This is a genomic window from Phycicoccus mangrovi (assembly GCF_018729305.1).
GTDB lineage: Bacteria > Actinomycetota > Actinomycetes > Actinomycetales > Dermatophilaceae > Phycicoccus > Phycicoccus jejuensis.
In genome coordinates this window covers 237,471-256,973 of sequence record NZ_JAHHWP010000008.1, presented here as the reverse complement: position 1 = coordinate 256,973, position 19,503 = coordinate 237,471, and the positions used below count along the sequence as shown (strand labels likewise).

The following is a 19,503-nucleotide window of genomic DNA, read 5'->3' as shown; positions in this document are numbered from 1 at the left end:
CGGCGTCACCGGGTCCACTCGTAGGGCGTCGTCGTCGTGACCCGGACGAGCCCGGACCGCTCGAGGATCGGCCGCGAGTACTCGGTCGAGTCGCTGTGCAGCACCGTCTTCCCGAGGCGCAGGGCCGACCGGGCCCGGACCGCCGTCAGGGCGCGGTAGATGCCGCGGCCCCGGTACGCGGGCAGCGTGGCGCCGCCCCAGACCCCGGCCACCTCGGTGTCCGGTACCGGCTCGAGCCGGCCGGAGCTGACGACCAGCCCGTCGGCCTCGGCCACCCACAGCTCCATGTCGGGGTCGCGCGCGAGCCGGAAGAGCAGGTCGTCCGCCCGCCGCGTCGAGACCGGGTCGCCGAAGGCCTCGTCGGCGGCGGCGCTCATCCGGCGCACCTCGGCCTCGCCGGTCACCCGGCGCAGCGTCACGCCCTCGGGCAGGGGGACCTCGACGGCGAGCCCGGCGGCGGGGCCCATCATCACCGACTCGACCTCGCCCGGCACGAAGCCGTGTGCGAGCAGCGCCTCGTGCAGGCCGGGCGCGACGTCGTGGCCCCGGGTCTTCCACTCGACGTCGACGACGGCCGGGTCGGCGCGGAAGTGCTCGAGCGCCTGACCGACCCAGTCGCGGACGGTCGCCGCGTCCGCGCCCCCGAGGTCGCGGTAGCTCACGAAGCCGCGACCTCCCGGGAACGTCGCGAGGCGCAGCGGGCCGAGCCGCTCCACCGAGACCGCGCCGGGGGTCTCGGCGTCGGTGCGCAGCTGGTCGTCGTAGACGCGCAGCAGCGCGGCCGGGTCGGTGTCCATACCGCGATCCTCCCGCGCGGCGGTCGAGCGGGCCACCGAGTTCATGGCCGGCTACACCGCAGTAACTGTCGTCCTGGCGACGCGTACTGCGGTGTAGCCCGCGGCCGGGAGGGCCGGCGGGTCCGGGGGCGCCGGAACCGCCGGGGCTACCCTGACGTCGGAGCAGCGCTGTTCCCACCCGGGTGGCCCCGGTCGCCCCCACGCCGAAGGAGGACGCCGTGCTGGCTGCCCTCACCGGGACGGGCCTGTCGGCCGCCGCCGGCCTCAACGCCTACATCCCCTTCCTCGTCGTCGCCCTCGTCGCGCGCTTCACCGACCTGATCGTCCTGCCCGCGGGCTACGAGTGGATGACGAGCGGCTGGGCCATCGGCGTCGGCTCGCTCCTGCTCCTCGCCGAGGTCGTCCTCGACAAGATCCCGGCCGTCGACACCGTCAACGACGCCATCCAGACCTTCATCCGCCCGAGCGTGGGCGGGCTGATCTTCTCGGCGACGAGCGCGGCGTCCGAGATCGACCGGTCGACGTGGATGGCCGACCACCCGTGGGTCGGCGTCGTGCTCGGCGTCGTCGTCGCGGGCCTGGTCCACACCGGGAAGATGGCCGCCCGCCCGGTCGTCAACGGCGCCACCGTCGGGCTCGGCGCCCCGGTCGTCTCGACCGTCGAGGACGGCGCGTCCATCGGTCTCTCGGTCGTCGCGATCCTCGCGCCGGTCTTCGTCGTCGTCGCCCTCGGCCTGCTCGCCTGGTTGCTCGTGTGGATGTGGCTGCGGGTCCGCGAGTGGCGACGGTCCCGGCGCCCTCCGTCCTACGCCGGTCCCTGAACCGGGCTCAGCCGCGGCCGGCGAGGACGGCACGCTCCGGGGTCCGCGCCTCAAAGCGTCGGACCCAGAGCAGCAGGCAGAGGATCCCGATCGAGCCGGTCGCGAGCACGAGCACCAGCCAGGGCCACGGGGAGGAGCCGGTCTCCCGCAGGCGCGGCTGCACCAGCCACCAGGCGGCGCTCGCCATGAGCAGCAGGTCCATCCAGATCTGCACCTCCCACGCGGTGCCGACGTGCTCCGGCCAGAAGCCGCCGGGACCCTCCGCGAGCACCGCGTACCCCGACCAGGCGGTGAAGAGCGCGAGGGGCACGGCGGGCAACCACCAGCGGGTGGGCGGCGCCCCGGCGGTGCGCACGATGACGACGAAGGTCGCGACGGCGACGAGCGCGGCGGCGACGGGGAGGGTCTGCGTGAGGTCCATGGCCGCAGCCTGACCGGCCCCGGGTCGTCCCCACAACGACGTGGGAGGTCGTTGCCCCGACGACCTCCACCGGCTTCGATGGTCCCGTGGCCGACGGCGCGCAGACCCTCCCCCAGCTGCTCAAGCAGGCGCGCGCCCGGCGGCGGATCAGCCAGCTCGACCTCGCGATCGAGCTCGGCGTCAGCCAACGACACCTCTCGTTCGTCGAGGTCGGCCGCTCCCGCCCCGGTCGCGAGCTGCTGCTGCGCTGGCTGCGCGCGCTCGACGCGCCCCTGCTCGTGCGCAACCAGGCCCTGCACGCCGCGGGGTACGCACCCGCCTACGACGAGAGCGCCTGGGACGGCGCCGGCCTGGCGGACGCGCGGCTGGCCGTGGCGCGGCTGCTGCACAGCCACGAGCCGTGGCCGGCGCTCCTGCTCGGGCCAGGATGGGACGTCCTGGCCGCGAACGCCGGCGTCACGTGGCTGTTCGACGCGGTCGGCGTCGCCGTCGACCTGCCCGGACCGGAGGGCACCGGCGACGAACCGGTCGTCAACCTCCTCGACCTCGCCCTCGGGCCGCTCGGGGCGGCGGTCACGAACCTCCCGGAGACGGCCGCGGCCCTGCTCGGGCAGCTGAGCCACGAGGCCGTCGCGCACCCGGCGCTGCGCGAGCGCGTCGAGCGGGTGGCCGAGGTCGCGGCGCAGCACGACACGCGGACGACCTTCCCTCCGGTGCTCGTCAGCCGCTACGCGAGCCGGTACGGCGAGCTCGCCCTCCTCAGCATGTTCACGACCTTCGGGACCCCGCACAGCGTGACGCTGGAGTCGCTGCGCGTGGAGCTGATGTTCCCCGCCGACGAGGCGACCCGGGCGCTGCTGGAGTGACGCACGACGTGGTCGGCCGAGACACGGCCGACCGCGGCGCTCACGCCGGGGGCGGTCCGGGACCTCGGGGGCCGGCAGGTCGGGGCGCTCCCCGGCCGCCGGCGGCGCCCAGGTGGTGGCGGCGCCCCACCGGTCGAAGGACAGGTCGACCGCCCCCGTGCCGGTGACCACCGCGCGCAGCAGGTCGCCGCTGCCGTCGGCCGCGACGTAGAGCCGGGCCCCGGTGCGAGCCTCCCCGAGCCGCCACACCGCTCGCCCGTCGAGCTCGAGCGGAACGACTGCGCGGGCGCTCGGGCCGAGCCGCGCCACGGCCGGCGCGTCGAGCAGACCCGTCAGCAGGGTCCGGAGGGTCTCGCTCCCGGCCCGCGCGGCCCGTGCGGGGTCGACCTCCACCCACCGTCCGACCCGGGTGGCCGCCGAGGTCCGGCACCCGAGGGCCCGCCACCACGCGACGTCGCCCGCCAGCCACCGCTCCCGCCCGACGGTGAGGACCGCGCCGGACCCCCGCCCCTCGACCGCCCGGACGAGGCGCTGGTTGCTCCCGTCGGCGGCGCCCTCGAGCTCGATCCTCGGTGCGTCCCGTCCCGGGCCGACCGTGCCGACGACTCGCGCCGAGGCGGACGACAGGGCGGCGGTGCGCACGTCCGCGAGCACCTGCGACTCGGTGGGTGGCGCCTCCTCCGTCGTCGGGGCCGGGGGCGCGGTGGTCGGCTGCTCCAGCCGCAGTCCCGCGCACCCGCCGAGCAGGCAGCTCCCGGCCAGCACGAGTGCCGACCGCCGCGCCACCCTCGACCGCTCCCCCTGCGTCATCGCTCCCCCGGCCCCGGTCACCGGTCGTGCAGGGCCCGCACGAGGAGGGGCACCGCCGAGCGCAGGAAGGGCTCTCGCTCCGCGGCGGGCATCCGGACCGCCGTGACGAGCAGGCCCTCGACCGCCGCGACGACGACGACCGCGTCCTCGGCGGGAGATGTCTTGCCGGCGAGGACCCCCATCCGCTCGACCGTGCCGAGGAGGCCGCGGCGCCACCGTCCGAAGACCTCGACGAGGTCGGGCTGGCGGGCCGCCTCGAGCGAGAGCTCGGCCTGCGCCCGGACGAGCGCCGGCTCCCGGACCCAGCCGACGGTGAGGTCGGTGACGGCGGCGGAGACGGCGTCGGCGTCCCCTGCGCAGTCGGCGAGCTCCTCCCCCAGCTCCTCGACGCGGCGCTCCAGCGTGCCACCGACGTGTTCGGCGAGCGCGACCAGCAGGGCGACCCGGGTCCGCAGGTAGGCCGAGCAGGTGCCCTCCGGCAGCCCCGCCCGGCGGTCGACGGCCCGGTGCGTGAGACCACGCAGGCCGCTCTCGGAGACGACGTCGACCGCGGCGGCGAGCAGCTCCGCCCGGCGGCCGGTCGGCACGGCGGGGCGACCGGCAGGGTGCGTCGCGGCGGTGGAGGTCATCGGCGTCATTCTGCCTCCCGTCACCGACCCTCGACGGCACGGGAACAACGGCTTGCCCGCGCGCCTTCTACATCAGTAGAATCATCTACAGACGTAGAAGGAAGGACACCATCATGGGAACCCTCACCGGCCTCTCGGTCATCGCCACCACCCTCCTCTGGACGAGCGTCGTGCTCGGGGTCGTCGTCGTCGGGCTCACCCTCGCCGTCGTCCTGCCCGCGCTGGGCCGCACGCGCGAGGACCGCCGCCGGCGCCACCTGAGCATCCCGGCGTACTACGGCCTCGCCGCCGCCCACTGACCCACCCCGCACGCGGAGGGCCCCGACCACGTGGTCGGGGGCCCTCCGCGTGCGGGCCGGGGTCAGGGCGTGACGACCTTGGACGCCGGCGGTGCCGAGAAGGTGTCGACGTCGTCCCAGCTGTCGAAGGTGAGCTCGCCGGCGTCCTTGCCGCCGACGACGATCTTCACGAGGCGCTCGGACGTCGGGTCCACCCAGATCTCGCTGCCCGAGCCGTCGGAGGCGACCCAGACCTCCTTGCCGTCCTCGGTGCGCGTCTCGACGTCGCTCGTCAGCTTCTCGAGGGTCGAGAGCTCGCTCTCCTCGAACATCTGGTCCAGCAGCGCGCCCAGCGTGAGGTCGCCGAACTGCTTGGCGTCGGAGCCGGAGATCGCGACGTACTTGCCGACGAGCAGCTTGGCCGCCGAGGCGTCGCCGGTCTGCTCGGTCCAGAAGGCCTTGTCGGCCGACATGTAGTACTTCTTCTTCACGGTGAGGATCTCGGCGGTGCCCTTGCCGATGCCGATGGTCGTCTTCTGGTTGGACCCGTCGGCCTGTCCCTCGATCTCGAGGGCGACGGTCTCCCCGCCCTGCGTGACCTTGCCGTCGAGGTGGCCGGACTCGGCCGCGAGCGAGGCGGTGCGGACCTTCGTGTACAGCTCGCCCATCGAGGGCTGCTCCGGCTCGGCGGGCGCCGACGTCGACGGGGCCGACGAGCTCGCGGCGGCCGTGGCCGTGGCCGCCGCCGTCGAGGAGTCGGTGGAGGAGCCGCCGCAGGCCGCGAGGGCGAGCGCGACGACGGAGGCGGTGGCCAGGCCGGCGGCGGCGCGGCGGGCAGGGCGGATCGAGGACATGTGGCGGGAACCCCTGGGAGTGCGAGCCGTCGGTGTGGACGGCGGTCGTCGTGGCCCGCCGTTCCGGCGGGCGGCGTCACTGTAACCGGCACCGGCGACACCGCCCACGCGATCGGCGGGATGTCGCAACACCGGCGTCCAGCGACCTCCCAGCGGCCGCGCAGGTCCGTCCGCCCTGTGGCGACCTACGCTGGCCCGCATGCCGCGCCGCCACCTCACCGAGACCTGGCTGGTGCTCGGTGTCTCCCTCGGGTCCTCCGCGATCTACGCGCTCCTGCGCATCGTCGACCGCCTGACCCGCCCCGAGGCGCTCTCGCAGCAGACCGCCGCGATGAACACCTCCGTCACCCCCGACCGGCCCTGGCTCGACGTCACCTACCAGCTCGTGGGCATCGGCCTCGCCCTCGTCCCCGTCCTGCTGGCCCTCCACCTGCTGCGGCGCGACGACCCGGACGAGCCGCACACGATGGGGTTCGACCTGCGGCGCCCCGGCCAGGACCTGTGGCGTGGTGCGGCGCTCGCGGCGGTCGTCGGCATCCCGGGGCTCGGGCTCTACCTCGTCGCCAAGGCGGTCGGGCTCAACACGACCGTGGCCGCCGCCAACCTCGTCGGGGCCGCGTGGTTCACCGTGCCCCTGCTCGTGCTCGCGGCCGCGCAGAACGCCGTGCTCGAGGAGACGATCATGGTCGGCTACCTCTTCCGCCGGTGGGGGCAGGCCGGCTGGGGCACCTGGCGGGTCATCGTCATCTCCGCCGTCATCCGCGGCAGCTACCACCTCTACCAGGGCTTCGGCGGCTTCGTCGGCAACGTCGTCATGGGGCTGCTCTTCGGCTGGCTCTACACGCGGACGAAGCGCGTCATGCCGCTCGTCGTCGCCCACACGATCCTCGACGTCGTCGCGTTCGTCGGCTACGCCCTCGTCAAGCCGCACGTCTCCTGGCTCTGACACCGCGCCCCGCACACGCAGGAGCTCCCGCGGCGCGCACTCGTTCGTGCGTGCCGCGGGAGCTCCCGGGAGACCTCAGCCGCGCAGGGCCGCGCGCAGGTCCTTGTTGAGCGTGGAGATGACGTCCTGCGGGATGCCCTTGGGGCAGGCCTGCGAGCAGGCGCCGACGTTGGTGCAGCCGCCGAAGCCCTCCTCGTCGTGCTGGTCGACCATCGAGACGACGCGGGCCATCCGCTCCGGCTGGCCCTGGGGCAGCTCGGAGAGGTGGGTGACCTTGGCGCCCATGAAGAGCATCGCCGAGGCGTTCGGGCAGGCCGCGACGCAGGCGCCACAGCCGATGCACTCGGCCGCCATGAACGCGCGGTCGGCCGCCGGCTTCGGGACCGGGGTCGCGTGGGCGTCGGGGGCCGCACCCGTGTTGACCGAGACGTAGCCACCGGCCTGGATGATCCGGTCGAACGCGCCGCGGTCGACGACGAGGTCCTTGATGACGGGGAAGGCGTTGGCCCGCCACGGCTCGATCGTGATGACCTCGCCGTCGCGGAAGCTGCGCATGTGCAGCTGGCAGGTCGTCGTCTTCTCGGGGCCGTGCGCCTCGCCGGAGATCATGAGCCCGCACATGCCACAGATGCCCTCGCGGCAGTCGGAGTCGAACGCGATGGGCTCCTCGCCCTTGGCGTTGAGCTGCTCGTTGAGGACGTCGAGCATCTCGAGGAAGCTCATGTCCGGGCTGATGTCGCTGACCTTGTAGGTCATCAGCTCCCCCGTGTGCCGGGGCCCGGCCTGGCGCCAGATCTTGAGGGTCAGGTTCATGAGCGGGGCCCCCGGAAAGTATCGGAGTGACGGAGGAACGTAGAACTTTCTGGGGTGGTCACTTGTAGCTCCGCTGCTTGAGTTCGATCGCTTCGTACACGAGGTCCTCCTTGTGCAGGACCGGCTGCTGCATCTCGCCCAGCGCGTCCCCGCCGCCGAACTCCCACGCGGCGACGTAGAGGAACTCGTCGTCGTGGCGCAGGGCCTCGCCGTCCTCGGTCTGGCTCTCCGCCCGGAAGTGGCCGCCGCACGACTCGCGCCGGTGCAGGGCGTCGATGCACATGAGCTCGCCGAGCTCGAGGAAGTCGGCGACGCGGCCGGCCTTCTCGAGGCTCTGGTTGAGCGTGTCGCCCGAGCCGAGGACCCGGACGTTGCGCCAGAACTCCTCGCGCAGGCCGCGGATGAGGTCGATGGCCTTGAGCAGGCCCTCCTCGCTCCGCTCCATCCCGCAGTACTCCCACATGATGTTGCCGAGCTCGCGGTGGAAGGAGTCGACGCTGCGCTCGCCGCGGATCTCGAGGAGCCGCTTCGTGCGCTGCTCGACCGACGTGCGGGCCTCGGCGACCTGCGGGTGGTCCTGCGTCAGCTTGTCGAACGGACCCTTCGCGAGGTAGTCGCGGATGGTGTTCGGCAGGACGAAGTAGCCGTCGGCCAGACCCTGCATGAGGGCCGAGGCGCCGAGGCGGTTCGCGCCGTGGTCGGAGAAGTTGGCCTCGCCGATGACGAAGAGGCCGGGGATCGTCGACTGGAGGTCGTAGTCGACCCAGAGGCCGCCCATGACGTAGTGGACCGCCGGGTAGATGCGCATCGGCGTCTCGTACGGGTTCTCGCCCGTGATCCGGGCGTACATGTCGAAGAGGTTGCCGTACTTCGACTCCACCGCGTCGCGGCCGAGGCGCTGGATGGCGTCGGCGAAGTCGAGGTAGACCCCGCGGCGGAAGTCGCCGACCATCGGGCCGACGCCGCGGCCCTCGTCGCAGACGTTCTTCGCCTGGCGGGAGGCGATGTCGCGCGGGACGAGGTTGCCGAACGAGGGGTAGATCCGCTCCAGGTAGTAGTCGCGGTCCTCCTCGGCGATGTCGCGCGGGTCCTTGTCGCAGTCCTCGCGGTTCTTCGGCACCCAGATGCGGCCGTCGTTGCGGAGCGACTCCGACATGAGGGTCAGCTTCGACTGGTGCTCGCCGGAGACCGGGATGCACGTCGGGTGGATCTGCGTGTAGCAGGGGTTGGCCATGTAGGCGCCCTTGCGGTGCGCGCGCCACGTGGCGGTGACGTTGCTGCCCATCGCGTTCGTCGAGAGGAAGAAGACGTTGCCGTAGCCGCCGGAGCCGAGGACGACCGCGTCGGCGAGGTGGGTCTCGATCTCGCCGGTCACGAGGTCGCGGACGATGATGCCGCGGGCGCGGCCGTCGACGACGACGACCTCGAGCATCTCGTGGCGGGTGAACTGCTCCACCGTGCCGGCGGCCACCTGCCGCTCGAGCGCCTGGTAGGCGCCGATGAGCAGCTGCTGGCCGGTCTGGCCGCGTGCGTAGAACGTGCGGGAGACCTGGACACCGCCGAAGGAGCGGTTGTCGAGGAGGCCGCCGTACTCGCGGGCGAACGGGACGCCCTGCGCCACGCACTGGTCGATGATGTTCGCGCTGACCTCGGCGAGGCGGTAGACGTTGGTCTCGCGGGAGCGGTAGTCGCCGCCCTTGACCGTGTCGTAGAAGAGGCGGAAGACGGAGTCGCCGTCCTCCTTGTAGTTCTTCGCCGCGTTGATGCCGCCCTGGGCGGCGATCGAGTGCGCCCGGCGCGGGGAGTCCTGGAAGCAGAACACCTTGACGTTGTAGCCGGCCTCGCCGAGGGTCGCGGCGGCCGAGCCGCCCGCGAGCCCGGTGCCGACGATGATGACGTCGAGCTTGCGGCGGTTGGCCGGGTTGACGAGGGAGGCGTCGAACTGGCGCTGGCGCCACTTGCCGGCGATGGGGCCGGCGGGGGCCTTGCTGTCGGCGACGGGCTCGCCCTCGCGGTACAGGCCGTGGGCGATGCCGGCGTTGACGGTGGTCTCGGTCATCGGTCAGTGCCTCACTTGATCAGGCCGAAGAGGATGGACAGGGGCGGGATCAGGAACCCGACGACGATCACCGCGGCGACGACGTGGCCGATGGTCTTGGCGCGGCGGTAGGCGTGCGGGGTGGCGGTCCAGCCGAGGGTCTGCTGCGCGCTGAACGTGCCGTGCGAGAGGTGGAAGGCGAGCGCCACCATCGCGAGCACGTAGATGAGCGTGTTCCACGGGACCTGGAAGCTCGCGACGACGAGCTCGTAGGGGTTGTTCTGGATCGAGGCGCCCTGCTTGTCGCCGTTGACCGAGAACTTGAGGATCGTGAACTGCAGCAGGTGCCACACGAGGAAGAGGAGCAGGAAGACCCCGCCCCAGCGCATCCACGCGGTGCGCATCGCGGTCTTGACGGCCGCGTACTTGGTGCGGCGGGCGTTGCCGGCCCGGCTCCACAGCGTGAAGGCCGCGTACGCGTGGCCGACGAGGCTGAGGATCAGCACGACGCGGATGACCCAGAGCAGGCCGGCGTACGGGAGCATCGGCTCGCCGAGCGTGCGCAGGTGCTCGGCGTAGGTGTTGAACGACTCCTCACCGCCGAGCGCCTTGAGGTTGCCGTACATGTGCAGGAGCACGTACCCGATGAACACCAGGCCGGTCCCCGCCATGAGGATCTTCAGGCCGATGGTGGTGCGCCGGGCCGTCGCTGCAGGTCGCGAGGATGTCTTGGTGGCCACGAACGGAAACCCTATCCCCGGCCCCCGACGGGATCGAGCGGTGTCGAGGGTGGGCCGGTGTGAGATGCGCCCGGTTACCCCGAGGTAGACCGGCCCTCGAGTCGGCCTCAGGCGCGCCGGGCGGCGACCGCTGCGTCGTAGAGGACCTTCTTCGACAGCCCCGTCGCGGAGGCGACCTCGGCGCACGCGTCCTTGAGCCGCTCGCCGGCGGCGGCCCGGGCCACGACCTCCGCGACGGCGTCCTCGAGGCTCGCCGACGGTCCGCTCGCCCCCGCGACGACGACCGTGATCTCCCCGCGGGCGTGCTCCTCCGCCCAGGCCGCGAGCTCGGCCAGCCCGCCGCGGCGGACCTCCTCGTAGGTCTTGGTCAGCTCGCGGCAGACGGCCGCGGGCCGCTCGCCCCCGAACGCCTCGGCCATCGCCGTGAGGGCCCGGGCGAGGCGGTGGGGCGCCTCGAAGAAGACCATCGTGCGCGGCTCGGCCGCGAGCGCGGCGAGGGCGCGGGCGCGCTCGCCCTCCTTGCGGGGCAGGAACCCCTCGAAGCAGAAGCGGTCGACCGGCAGCCCCGACACCGCGAGCGCCGTGAGGACGGCCGAGGGGCCCGGGACGGCCGTGACGCGGACGCCGGCCTCGACGGCGGCGGCCACGAGCCGGTAGCCCGGGTCGGAGACGGAGGGCATCCCGGCGTCGGTGACGACGAGGACGCGGGCACCGGCGGCGAGCTCGGGGACGAGGTCGGCGGCCCGGCCCGACTCGTTGTGCTCGTGGAAGGACAGGACCCGTCCGGCCGGGGTGACGTCGAGCTCGGCGCACAGCCGCCGCAGCCGGCGGGTGTCCTCCGCCGCGACGACGTCGGCGGTGGCCAGCTCCTCGCGCAGGCGCGGGGCCGCGTCGCGGGGGTCGCCGATCGGGGTGGCCGCGAGGACGAGGACGCCGGCGCTCATCCCGCGAGTCTCCCACGCTGCCGGGAACCCGCAGGCCACCCACCTACGATGTGCCGGTGACCCGGACCGAGGAGCTGCGCCACCGCCTGCTCGGGTACCGGCCCACCGACGTCCTCTGGGGCTGGCTCGGCCCGGGGCTCATTGCCCTCGTCGGCGGCCTGCTGCGGTTCTGGCGGCTCGACCGGCCGCAGGCCCTCGTCTTCGACGAGACGTACTACGTCAAGCAGGGCTACTCGATGATCCGGTACGGCGTCGAGATGCGGACCCTGCGCTCGCTCCAGAAGCCCGACGTGCCCTTCGCGCAGGGCAACCCGGACGTCTTCTCGTCGACCGAGGGCGACTACGTCGTCCACCCGCCGGTCGGCAAGTGGGTCATCGGGGCCGGCGAGTGGCTGCTCGGCGCCGACAACGGCTGGGGCTGGCGCTTCTCGGTGGCGCTGCTCGGGACGCTCTCGATCCTGATCGTGGGGCGTGTGGCGCGACGGATGTTCGGGTCGACCGCGCTCGGGTGCGTCGCGGCGTTCCTCCTCGCGTTCGAGGGCCTGCACTTCGTGATGTCGCGCACCGGCATCCTCGACATCGTCGTCATGTTCTTCGCCCTCTGCGCGTTCGGGGCGCTGCTCGTCGACCGCGACCGCAGCCGCGAGGTGCTCGCGACGAAGGTCGGGGCGCTGGCCCGCGGCGAGTGGCCGCGCGGCGGCGGGCCGTGGCTCGGCTGGCGGCCGTGGCGCTGGGCCGCCGGGGTGTCGCTCGGGCTGTGCACCGGGACGAAGATCTCGGGGCTGTTCTTCCTCGCCGCGTTCGGGCTCATGACGGTCTGGTGGGACATGGGCGCGCGCCGGGCCGCGGGGGTGCGGCACTGGGCCCGGGGCGCGCTGCTCGTCGACGCGCCGTTCGCAGTGGTGCAGACGGTCGTCACGGCGGCGGCCGTCTACCTCGCCTCGTGGACCGGCTGGTTCGCGACGAGCGTCGGCTACAACCGTCAATGGGCGCAGGCGAACCCCGGGCAGGGCGTGCAGTGGCTCCCGCCGGCGCTGCGCAGCCTCGTCGACTACCACCGCCAGCAGTTCGGCTTCAACACGACGCTGAGCAGCCCCCACCCGTACCAGTCGAACCCGTGGTCGTGGCTGGTCCAGACGCGGCCGACGTCCTTCTACTACGAGAGCCCGACCCGGGGGGTCGACGGCTGCACGGTCGACCAGTGCTCGCAGGCCGTCAACCCGATCGGCACGATCTCGGTGTGGTGGCTCGGCATCCTCGCGCTGCTCGTCGTCCTCTGGTGGTGGCTCGTGCGCCGCGACTGGCGCGCCGGGGCGATCGCCGCGGGGATCGTCGGGGGCTACCTGCCGTGGTTCCTCTTCCAGGACCGGACGATCTTCACCTTCTACGCGGTCGCCTTCGAGCCGTACGTCGTGCTCGCGGTGACGTTCCTCGTCGGGCTGTGGGTGGGGCGGCGCTCCCCCGACCCCGTGCGCTGGCGGACGCGGGTGCTCGTCGTCGGCGGCTACCTGCTGCTGACGCTGGCGCTCTTCGCGTTCTTCCACCCCGTGTACGTCGCCGAGACGATCCCGTACGAGCACTGGCACTGGCGGATGTGGTTCCCCAGCTGGATCTGAGCGTCGCCGCCGTCGTCGACGGGGCTGTCAGGGGCCCGGCGTAGGTTGCCGCCATGTTCCTCCTCGGCGACGACCAGCGGCTCGTGCTCAGCGCGAGCGACCTGCGCACGGCGTCGCAGTGCGAGTTCGCCCTCGTCGTGGGGCTCGACGTCGTCCGCGGGCTGCGCGAGCCGGTCCAGGACCCCGACGACGCGATGCTGCGCCGCGTCTCGCAGCTCGGCGACCAGCACGAGAACGCCGAGCTGCGGCGGCTGCACGACCTGCACCGCGGGCGGGTGCGGCAGCTGCCGTCGCCGGCCTACACCCCGGCCGGGCTGGCCGCCGCGATGGACGCGACGCTCGAGGCGCTGGCCTCCGACGCCGCCGTGCTCTCGCAGGCCACGCTCTTCGACGGCTCGTTCGTCGGGCGCGCCGACTTCCTCGAGCGCAGCGACGCCGGATGGGTCGTCAGCGACACCAAGCTGGCCCGCCACGAGAACGTCCCCGCGCTGCTCCAGGTCGCGGCCTACGCGGCGCTGCTCGAGGGGGCCGGGGTCCCGGTCGCGCCGGTCGCCCGGCTGGTGCTGGGCGACGGCGAGGTGCGCGACGTGCCGCTCGGTGACGTGCTGTCGGTCTACCGGGTCCGGCGGGCACGCCTCGAGGAGCTGCTCACCGACCACCTCGCGGGCGACGGCCCGGCACGGTGGGGCGACGACCGCTGGCTGGCCTGCGGGCGGTGCGCCGCGTGCACCCCCGAGGTCGAGGCGTCGCGCGACCTGCTGCTCGTCGCCGGGATGCGGGGTCCGACCCGGGCCCGCCTGCACGAGGCCGGCGTCCACACGGTCGAGGAGCTCGCGGCCCGGACCGAGCCGGTGCCCGACGTGCGGCCGGCGCAGCTCGAGCGGCTCGTCGCCCAGGCCCGCCTGCAGCTGCGCCAGGATGCCGACCCCGAGGGCGCCGTGTCGTACGAGCTCGTCGACACCGAGGCGCTGCGCCGGATGCCGCCGCCCGATCCCGGTGACGTGTTCTTCGACTTCGAGGGCGACCCGCTGTGGCACGAGCGCGGCTCGGGCGACTGGGGGCTGGAGTACCTCTTCGGGATGGTCGAGGTCGACACCGGCACACCGGGGTTCGCGGCGTTCTGGGCGCACGACCGGGCCGGCGAGAAGCAGGCGCTCATCGACTTCGTGCAGCACGTGACGCAGCGACGACGCCGCTTCCCCGGCCTGCACGTCTACCACTACGCGCCCTACGAGACCTCGGCACTGCTGCGGCTCGCGGCCCGGCACGGGGTGTGCGAGGACGAGGTCGACCAGCTCCTGCGCGACGGTGTGTTCGTCGACCTGTACGCGGTCGTCCGCGCCGCCGTGCGGGTCTCCCAGCGCTCGTACTCCATCAAGAAGCTCGAGCCGCTGTACATGGACAAGCGTGAGGAGGACGTCCAGGGCGGCGCCGAGAGCATCGTGGCGTACCACGAGTACGAGCAGGCGCTCGTCGACGGACGCCTCGACGAGGCCACGCAGCGCCTGAAGTCCATCGCCGACTACAACGAGAAGGACTGCGAGTCGACCTACCTCCTGCGGCAGTGGCTGCTCGCGCGCCGGCGCGAGGTGTGGGGCGACGCCCCGACCCCGGCCCCCGACGAGGTCGAGGAGGCCCCGGTGAGCGACCGCCGGCGGGCCGCCCTCGAGCTCGAGGCCGCCGTGCGGGCGCACGTCGACGGCGTCGTCGCCGCGGACCGGTCGGCCGAGCAGCAGGGGGTCGCGCTCGTCGGCTCGGCCGTGCTCTTCCACGCCCGCGAGGACAAGCCGAAGTGGCAGGAGCACTTCGAGCGCCTGCGGCTGCCCATCAGCGAGTGGCGTTCTGCTGAGGGCGTGTTCGTCGTCGACGACGTCGAGGTTGTCGACGACTGGCACCGGCCGCCGCGCGCCCGCAAGGCCCGGCGGCGGCTACGGCTGCACGGCGAGCCGACGCGCAACCTCCCGCTACCCGTCGGCGCCAAGGTCGCGGCCGTGTACGCGACCCCGACCCCCGAGGGTGTCACCGCCGGCGTCCACGACGCGCACGGCGCGAGCGGCTCCGGCCTGACCGTCTGCGCCACCGAGGACTCGCCCACCGCGTCCGGGTGGGTGCGCCAGGTCCTCGAGGTCGAGGAGACCCAGCCGGGGCCGTCGCCGCACGAGGTCGGCCCGGTGGCGCTCGTCCCGAACGACCACGTGATGACGGCGAGCATCGACGACGCCCTCGCCGAGGTCGCCGAGCAGGTGCGGCCCGACGGCCGCCTCCCCACCTCGGCCGGCGCCGACCTCCTGCTGCGCCGCCCGCCGCGGCTGCGCGGCGGCGCACCCCTGCCCGTCGCCGACGGGCCCGCCGGCTACGTCGACGCCATCACGAGTGCCCTGCGGCAGATGGACGACTCGTGCCTCGCGGTCCAGGGGCCGCCCGGCACCGGCAAGACCTACGTCGGCTCGCACGTCATCGCCCGGCTCGTCGCGCAGGGCTGGGCCGTCGGGGTCACCGCGCAGAGCCACGCCACCGTCGAGAACGTGCTGACGACCCTCGTCGCCTCCGCGGGTGTGCCGGCCGACCAGGTCGGCAAGGCGGGCGCCCGCTCGGCCGACCCGCCGTGGTCCGCCCTGGACAAGGCCGACGACCTCGCGCGGTTCGCGGCCGAGCACCGCGCCGCCGGGCGCGGGTACGTCGTCGGTGGCACGGCCTGGGACCTCACCAACACCAAGCGCGTCGGCCGCGGCGAGCTCGACCTGCTCGTCATCGACGAGGCCGGGCAGTTCGCGCTGGCCAAGGCGCTCGCCGTCTCGGTGGCCGCCCAGCGCCTGCTGCTCCTCGGCGACCCCCAGCAGCTGCCCGGCGTCACCACCGGCGTCCATGCCGAGCCCGTCGACACCGCCGCGCTCGTCTGGCTCGCCGGCGGGGCGTCGGTCCTGCCCGCCGAGCTCGGGTACTTCCTCGCGACGACCTGGCGGATGCACCCCGCGCTCACCGCGTGCGTCTCCGACCTCGCCTACGAGGGGAGGCTCGTCTCGAACGCCGAGGTCACGGCCGGTCGGGTCCTCGAGGGGGTCGAGCCCGGTCTGCACGTGCGCCTCGTCGAGCACCGCGACAACTCGACGCACTCCCCCGAGGAGGCCGACGCCGTCCTCGGTCTCGTCCGCGACCTCCTCGGTCGGGAGTGGACCGACCCCGGGGCCCGCGACGCCGACGGCACTCCCGCCGGGTCCCGGCCGCTGGGCCAGCGCGACGTCGTCGTCATCACGCCCTACAACGCGCAGGTCACCCTGCTGCGCCGGGTCCTCGACGACGCCGGTCTGCCCGACGTCGCCGTCGGCACCGTCGACCGCTTCCAGGGGCAGGAGGCCGCCGTCGCCATCCTGTCGATGGCCGCGTCGTCGCACTCCGACGTCTCCCGCGGGATGGGGTTCCTCCTCGACCGGCACCGGCTCAACGTCGCGGTCTCGCGCGGGCAGCACTCCGCCTTCGTCGTCCGCTCCCGGGTGCTCACCGACTTCTCGCCGCGCAGCGCCGACGAGCTCGTGGCCCTCGGGGCGTTCCTGCGCCTGTGCGAGGCCGCGGTCACCACCCGCACCGTGGGGGCGCCGCAGCCGGTCGCCTGAGCACGTCCGGGGCCGAGCTCTTACTCGCCGGTGCGCCCGTCGATGCACTCGCGGAGCAGGTCGGCGTGGCCGTTGTGCCGGGCGTACTCCTCGACAAGGTGGACGAGCACGTCGCGCACCGCCATCTCCTCGTCACGCCGGGTGACCGTCGAGCCGAGGTCCTCCGGGGCGAGGGTGTCGAGCCACGCGTCGGCGGCCTCGATCTCGTGCTGCCAGGCGGCGAACGAGTCCTCGACCATGGCGGGGTCGCCCGTCGCGCTCGTCAGCTCGAAGTCCGGGTCGTCGTCGTCCGCGTAGAGCGGGTCGGGCACCTCGAGCTGTTGGAGGACGTGCCGGAACCAGTACTGCTCGACGACGGCCAGGTGCCGGACGAGTCCGAGCAGGCTGAGGCCGCTCGGCGGCACCGACCGGCGGGCCAGCCGCTCGGCGTCGAGCCCCTCGCACTTGAGCCGGAGGGTGAGGCGGTGGAAGGTCAGGTAGTGGCGCAGCACGGCCAGCACCTCGACCGGCGTGCCGACGGGGCGGGGGTCGGACGCGGGGTCGCTCCACATGTCGCTCATGCCACCCACCCAACCCGCGCCGGCGACGAGCGGCAACCACATTCCCCGGGAACGACGAAGGACCCGGCGAAAAGCGTGCCGGGTCCTTCGTCATCGGTGGAGCTGAGGGGATTCGAACCCCTGGCCTTCTCATTGCGAACGAGACGCGCTACCAACTGCGCCACAGCCCCGAGTGCGGAGAAACGATAACACCGCCGGGCCCGTCGCCCGAAACCGGCCCGCCCCCGTGGCGACGACCGCCGACGGGGGCGGAGTCGTGGCTGGTCATCCGGCCTGCCGCGACGCGTTCGGCTCCGCGCGGACCCCCTAGAGTCGATGCATGAGACTCCCCCGGCCCGGCGGCCGCCCCACCACCCGCGGTGGCCCCAGCGACCTGCCGAGGAACCTGCCCGCGACGGGTGTCGAGCCCCTCACCGCGTACTACCCGCGCGCGCACGCGGAATGGGGAGTGCCGCTGGGCGTCCGCACGGCGGCCGAGTGGGCCTGGCGTGGCCTCGTCATCGGCGCAGCGCTCGGGGTCGTCCTCTGGCTGACCACGGTGCTGTCCGAGGTCGTCATCCCGATCGTCGTCTCGCTGCTGCTCAGCGCGCTGCTGCACCCGGTGCACAACTTCCTCGCGCGGGTCCTGCCCCGCGGCCTCGCGGCGTTCGTCACCGTCATCGGCACGATGGGTGTCGTCTTCGGGCTCATCTCGTTCGTCGGCTCGCAGCTGACCAGCCAGCTCGGCGACATCACGTCCAAGGTCACCGACGGCATCGAGCAGGTGCGCAGCTGGGTGCAGACGACGTTCGGCATCACCGACACCCAGCTGACCGACTACATCGCCAGGGCCCGGGAGTCGATGAGCTCCGCCGGTCTCGGCGACACCGCGGCGGCCGCGGGCCTCACCGTGGGCCACCTCCTGACCGGCTTCTTCCTCGCCCTGTTCACCCTCTTCTTCTTCCTCTACGACGGCGCCGGCATCTGGGGCTGGGTCGTGCGCCTCTCGCCCCGCGGCGCCCGCGAGCGCGTCCACTCCTCGGGGATCATCGCCTGGGGCCAGCTCGCCGCCTTCACGCGCGCGACGATCTTCGTCGCCGCGGCCGACGCCATCGGCATCGGCGTCGGGGCCGCGATCCTCGGCGTGCCCTTCGCCTCGGGCATCGCCCTGCTCGTCTTCTTCGGTGCCTTCATCCCGATCGTCGGAGCCGCCGTCTCCGGGGCGGTGGCGGTGCTGCTCGCCCTCGTCGCGCTCGGCCCCGTCCAGGCGCTCATCATGCTCGCCATCGTCATCGGTGTGCAGCAGATGGAGAGCCACCTGCTCCAGCCGTTGCTCATCGGCCGCGCCATGCGCCTGCACCCGTTGGCCGTCATCCTCGCGATCGCGGCCGGGCTGATCCTCGCGGGCATCATCGGCGGTCTCATCGCCGTGCCGACCGTGGCCGTGCTCAACGCGGTCGGGCACCACCTCCTCGACAACCCCGAGTCCCCGACGCAGGAGGTCGACCACGACGACGACATGACCGCCCGCGCCGTGCTCGGCGACGAGGCGGCCGACCGCGCCGAGCGTCACGCGGCCGAGTCCGAGGCGCGGCGCCTCGGCCAGGACGCCCCCGAGGAGCCCCAGCCCTCCGACGAGGACTGACCGCCCGCCCACCGCGAACGCGTGTGAACCCGCCCGTGTCTTCCGGCGGGTTCACCCACGTCCGGGGAAGAGGGCCCGGGCTGGGCGCACGGAGGGAGGGCCTCAGGCGCCGGCGGCGCGACGCTGCTGCAGCGCGTCCTCGCGGGTCGGCGCCTCGACCGGGGCGGCGTCGGGGGCCGTCGCGGCAGGGGCGACGGCGGGACGCTCGGCCTTGGCCTTCATCGTGTACGTCGGGCGCGGCACCGGGACGGGCTCCCACGTGAGCGGGATGTCGTCCTCGTCGACGAGGTGCACGTACTCGAGCTGGGGCTCCGGCTCGGGAGCGACCTCGGCCACCGGCTCCGGGGTGCGGACGGGCTGCGGGTCGGCCTCCGCGGCGGGAGCGGCGACCACCGGCGCCTCCACGTCGGCGTCCTGCACCGTCGGGGCGACCTCGTCGGAGACATCCGGACGTGCGGCGGGCTCCGCCTCGCGCACGGGCCGGGAGGCCGCGGGAGCACCGGACGCGGGGCGCGCGGTGGCCGGACGGCGGCGGACGACGCCTGCGGCCGGAGGGGCGCTCGCGCGGCGACGGGCCTCCTCGGCCTCACGGCGCCGACGGGCGGAGCGGGCGGCCTGCTCGGCGCGCACGCCGGCGCGGACCCAGCCGAAGGCGCCGAGCAGCGCGATGCCGGCGAGGGCCGGCACCCAGCCGGCGAGGACGGAGAAGGCGGCGAGCGGGCCGGTGACGAGGAGGACGACGAACGAGGCGAGCAGCGCGAGGGCGCGCACCCGGCGCGGGGCGCCCTGGTGGACGACCGGGGCGGTGCGCGGACGCGGCGCGGCGGACACCGGTCGGACAGAACCACCCTCGGCGGCCGCGGCCCGCTTGACGACGACCTCGGGCCGGGTCGGGCGGGCCGGGTGCACCGCGTAGGTGCGCGGTGCCGGGTCGGAGAGGTCGGTGCGCGGGATCGGCGCACGCCGCTCGAGCACACGCATCGCGGCGCTGAACTGCTCGACCGAGCGGGCGGTCGAGAGGTGGTCGCGCCGACGGATCCAGTACTGCACGAAGTAGGCAGCCCAGACCCCGAGGAGGACGAGGAAGATCAGGCTCGACGGGGACCGCACGATCCGACGGTAGGTGCGCGCGGCC

Annotated in this window: 17 protein-coding genes and 1 tRNA gene; 7 read left to right on the top strand and 11 right to left on the bottom strand. The window is 73.8% G+C overall.

From position 1 onward, the window contains the following. Nucleotides 1-5: 5 nt before the first annotated feature. On the bottom strand, nt 6-797 hold the full coding sequence (locus KMZ30_RS06010) for a GNAT family N-acetyltransferase (protein WP_215512427.1): 792 nt from the start codon (nt 795-797) through the stop codon (nt 6-8). A 218-nt stretch (nt 798-1,015) separates the two neighbouring features. On the opposite strand from KMZ30_RS06010, the gene KMZ30_RS06005 reads away from it, so the two are divergent. Next, nucleotides 1,016-1,618, top strand: a complete 603-nt coding sequence (locus tag KMZ30_RS06005; protein WP_215512426.1) for a DUF4126 domain-containing protein — start codon at nt 1,016-1,018, stop codon at nt 1,616-1,618. Between the two features lie 7 nt (nt 1,619-1,625). On the opposite strand, the gene KMZ30_RS06000 is transcribed toward KMZ30_RS06005, so the two are convergent. Further along, on the bottom strand, nt 1,626-2,039 hold the full coding sequence (locus KMZ30_RS06000; protein WP_215512425.1) for a hypothetical protein: 414 nt from the start codon (nt 2,037-2,039) through the stop codon (nt 1,626-1,628). 86 nt (nt 2,040-2,125) lie between these two features. Here KMZ30_RS06000 and KMZ30_RS05995 point away from each other — a divergent pair, with 86 nt between their 5' ends. Further along, nucleotides 2,126-2,905, top strand: coding sequence for a helix-turn-helix domain-containing protein (locus KMZ30_RS05995; protein WP_215512424.1), 780 nt, complete (start codon nt 2,126-2,128; stop codon nt 2,903-2,905). Between the two features lie 827 nt (nt 2,906-3,732). Here KMZ30_RS05995 and KMZ30_RS05990 read toward each other — a convergent pair. After that, nucleotides 3,733-4,344, bottom strand: coding sequence for a TetR/AcrR family transcriptional regulator (locus KMZ30_RS05990; RefSeq protein ID WP_215512423.1), 612 nt, complete (start codon nt 4,342-4,344; stop codon nt 3,733-3,735). A gap of 113 nt (nt 4,345-4,457) precedes the next feature. Here KMZ30_RS05990 and KMZ30_RS05985 point away from each other — a divergent pair, with 113 nt between their 5' ends. Next, on the top strand, nt 4,458-4,643 hold the full coding sequence (locus KMZ30_RS05985; RefSeq protein ID WP_215512422.1) for a hypothetical protein: 186 nt from the start codon (nt 4,458-4,460) through the stop codon (nt 4,641-4,643). Nucleotides 4,644-4,705: 62 nt separating this feature from the next. On the opposite strand, the gene KMZ30_RS05980 is transcribed toward KMZ30_RS05985, so the two are convergent. Continuing rightward, on the bottom strand, nt 4,706-5,476 hold the full coding sequence (locus tag KMZ30_RS05980) for a hypothetical protein (RefSeq protein WP_215512421.1): 771 nt from the start codon (nt 5,474-5,476) through the stop codon (nt 4,706-4,708). Between the two features lie 199 nt (nt 5,477-5,675). On the opposite strand from KMZ30_RS05980, the gene KMZ30_RS05975 reads away from it, so the two are divergent. Further along, entirely contained in the window at nt 5,676-6,422 is a 747-nt protein-coding gene (locus KMZ30_RS05975) for a CPBP family intramembrane glutamic endopeptidase (protein WP_215519887.1), read from the top strand. 75 nt (nt 6,423-6,497) lie between these two features. Here KMZ30_RS05975 and KMZ30_RS05970 read toward each other — a convergent pair whose 3' ends face one another. The 4 genes from KMZ30_RS05970 to rsmI all read right to left on the bottom strand — a co-directional run bounded on the left by KMZ30_RS05970 (nt 6,498) and on the right by rsmI (nt 10,957). Continuing rightward, complete coding sequence (locus tag KMZ30_RS05970; protein WP_030528932.1) at nt 6,498-7,235, bottom strand: succinate dehydrogenase/fumarate reductase iron-sulfur subunit; 738 nt, start codon at nt 7,233-7,235, stop codon at nt 6,498-6,500. 58 nt (nt 7,236-7,293) lie between these two features. Further along, on the bottom strand, nt 7,294-9,294 hold the full coding sequence (locus KMZ30_RS05965; RefSeq protein ID WP_215512419.1) for a fumarate reductase/succinate dehydrogenase flavoprotein subunit: 2,001 nt from the start codon (nt 9,292-9,294) through the stop codon (nt 7,294-7,296). Nucleotides 9,295-9,305: 11 nt separating this feature from the next. Further along, the gene (locus KMZ30_RS05960) at nt 9,306-10,013 is read right to left on the bottom strand and encodes a succinate dehydrogenase cytochrome b subunit (RefSeq protein ID WP_030528934.1); all 708 of its coding nucleotides are present in this window, start codon (nt 10,011-10,013) and stop codon (nt 9,306-9,308) included. Between the two features lie 107 nt (nt 10,014-10,120). Beyond that, on the bottom strand, nt 10,121-10,957 hold the full coding sequence (gene rsmI, locus KMZ30_RS05955) for a 16S rRNA (cytidine(1402)-2'-O)-methyltransferase (protein ID WP_215512418.1): 837 nt from the start codon (nt 10,955-10,957) through the stop codon (nt 10,121-10,123). A gap of 56 nt (nt 10,958-11,013) precedes the next feature. Here rsmI and KMZ30_RS05950 point away from each other — a divergent pair, with 56 nt between their 5' ends. Together KMZ30_RS05950 and KMZ30_RS05945 are read left to right on the top strand one after the other, a co-directional pair. Continuing rightward, nucleotides 11,014-12,573, top strand: a complete 1,560-nt coding sequence (locus tag KMZ30_RS05950) for a dolichyl-phosphate-mannose--protein mannosyltransferase (protein WP_215512417.1) — start codon at nt 11,014-11,016, stop codon at nt 12,571-12,573. A 53-nt stretch (nt 12,574-12,626) separates the two neighbouring features. Next, nucleotides 12,627-16,184 (top strand): TM0106 family RecB-like putative nuclease, encoded by a 3,558-nt coding sequence (locus tag KMZ30_RS05945; RefSeq protein WP_215512416.1) that lies wholly within the window; start codon nt 12,627-12,629, stop codon nt 16,182-16,184. Nucleotides 16,185-16,204: 20 nt separating this feature from the next. Here KMZ30_RS05945 and KMZ30_RS05940 read toward each other — a convergent pair whose 3' ends face one another. Then, the gene (locus KMZ30_RS05940) at nt 16,205-16,744 is read right to left on the bottom strand and encodes a DinB family protein (RefSeq protein ID WP_226902055.1); all 540 of its coding nucleotides are present in this window, start codon (nt 16,742-16,744) and stop codon (nt 16,205-16,207) included. Between the two features lie 97 nt (nt 16,745-16,841). Beyond that, nucleotides 16,842-16,914: transfer RNA gene (locus tag KMZ30_RS05935), tRNA-Ala, on the bottom strand. Between the two features lie 149 nt (nt 16,915-17,063). Here KMZ30_RS05935 and KMZ30_RS05930 point away from each other — a divergent pair. Further along, a complete protein-coding gene (locus KMZ30_RS05930) occupies nt 17,064-18,368 on the top strand; it encodes an AI-2E family transporter (protein ID WP_215512415.1) in 1,305 nt (434 codons plus the stop codon). A 102-nt stretch (nt 18,369-18,470) separates the two neighbouring features. Here the strand turns inward: KMZ30_RS05930 and KMZ30_RS05925 are convergent, their stop codons facing one another. After that, nucleotides 18,471-19,478: a SepX/GlpR family protein gene (locus KMZ30_RS05925; RefSeq protein WP_215512414.1), complete on the bottom strand. Its 1,008-nt coding sequence runs from the start codon at nt 19,476-19,478 to the stop codon at nt 18,471-18,473. Between the last annotated feature and the right edge of the window lie 25 nt (nt 19,479-19,503).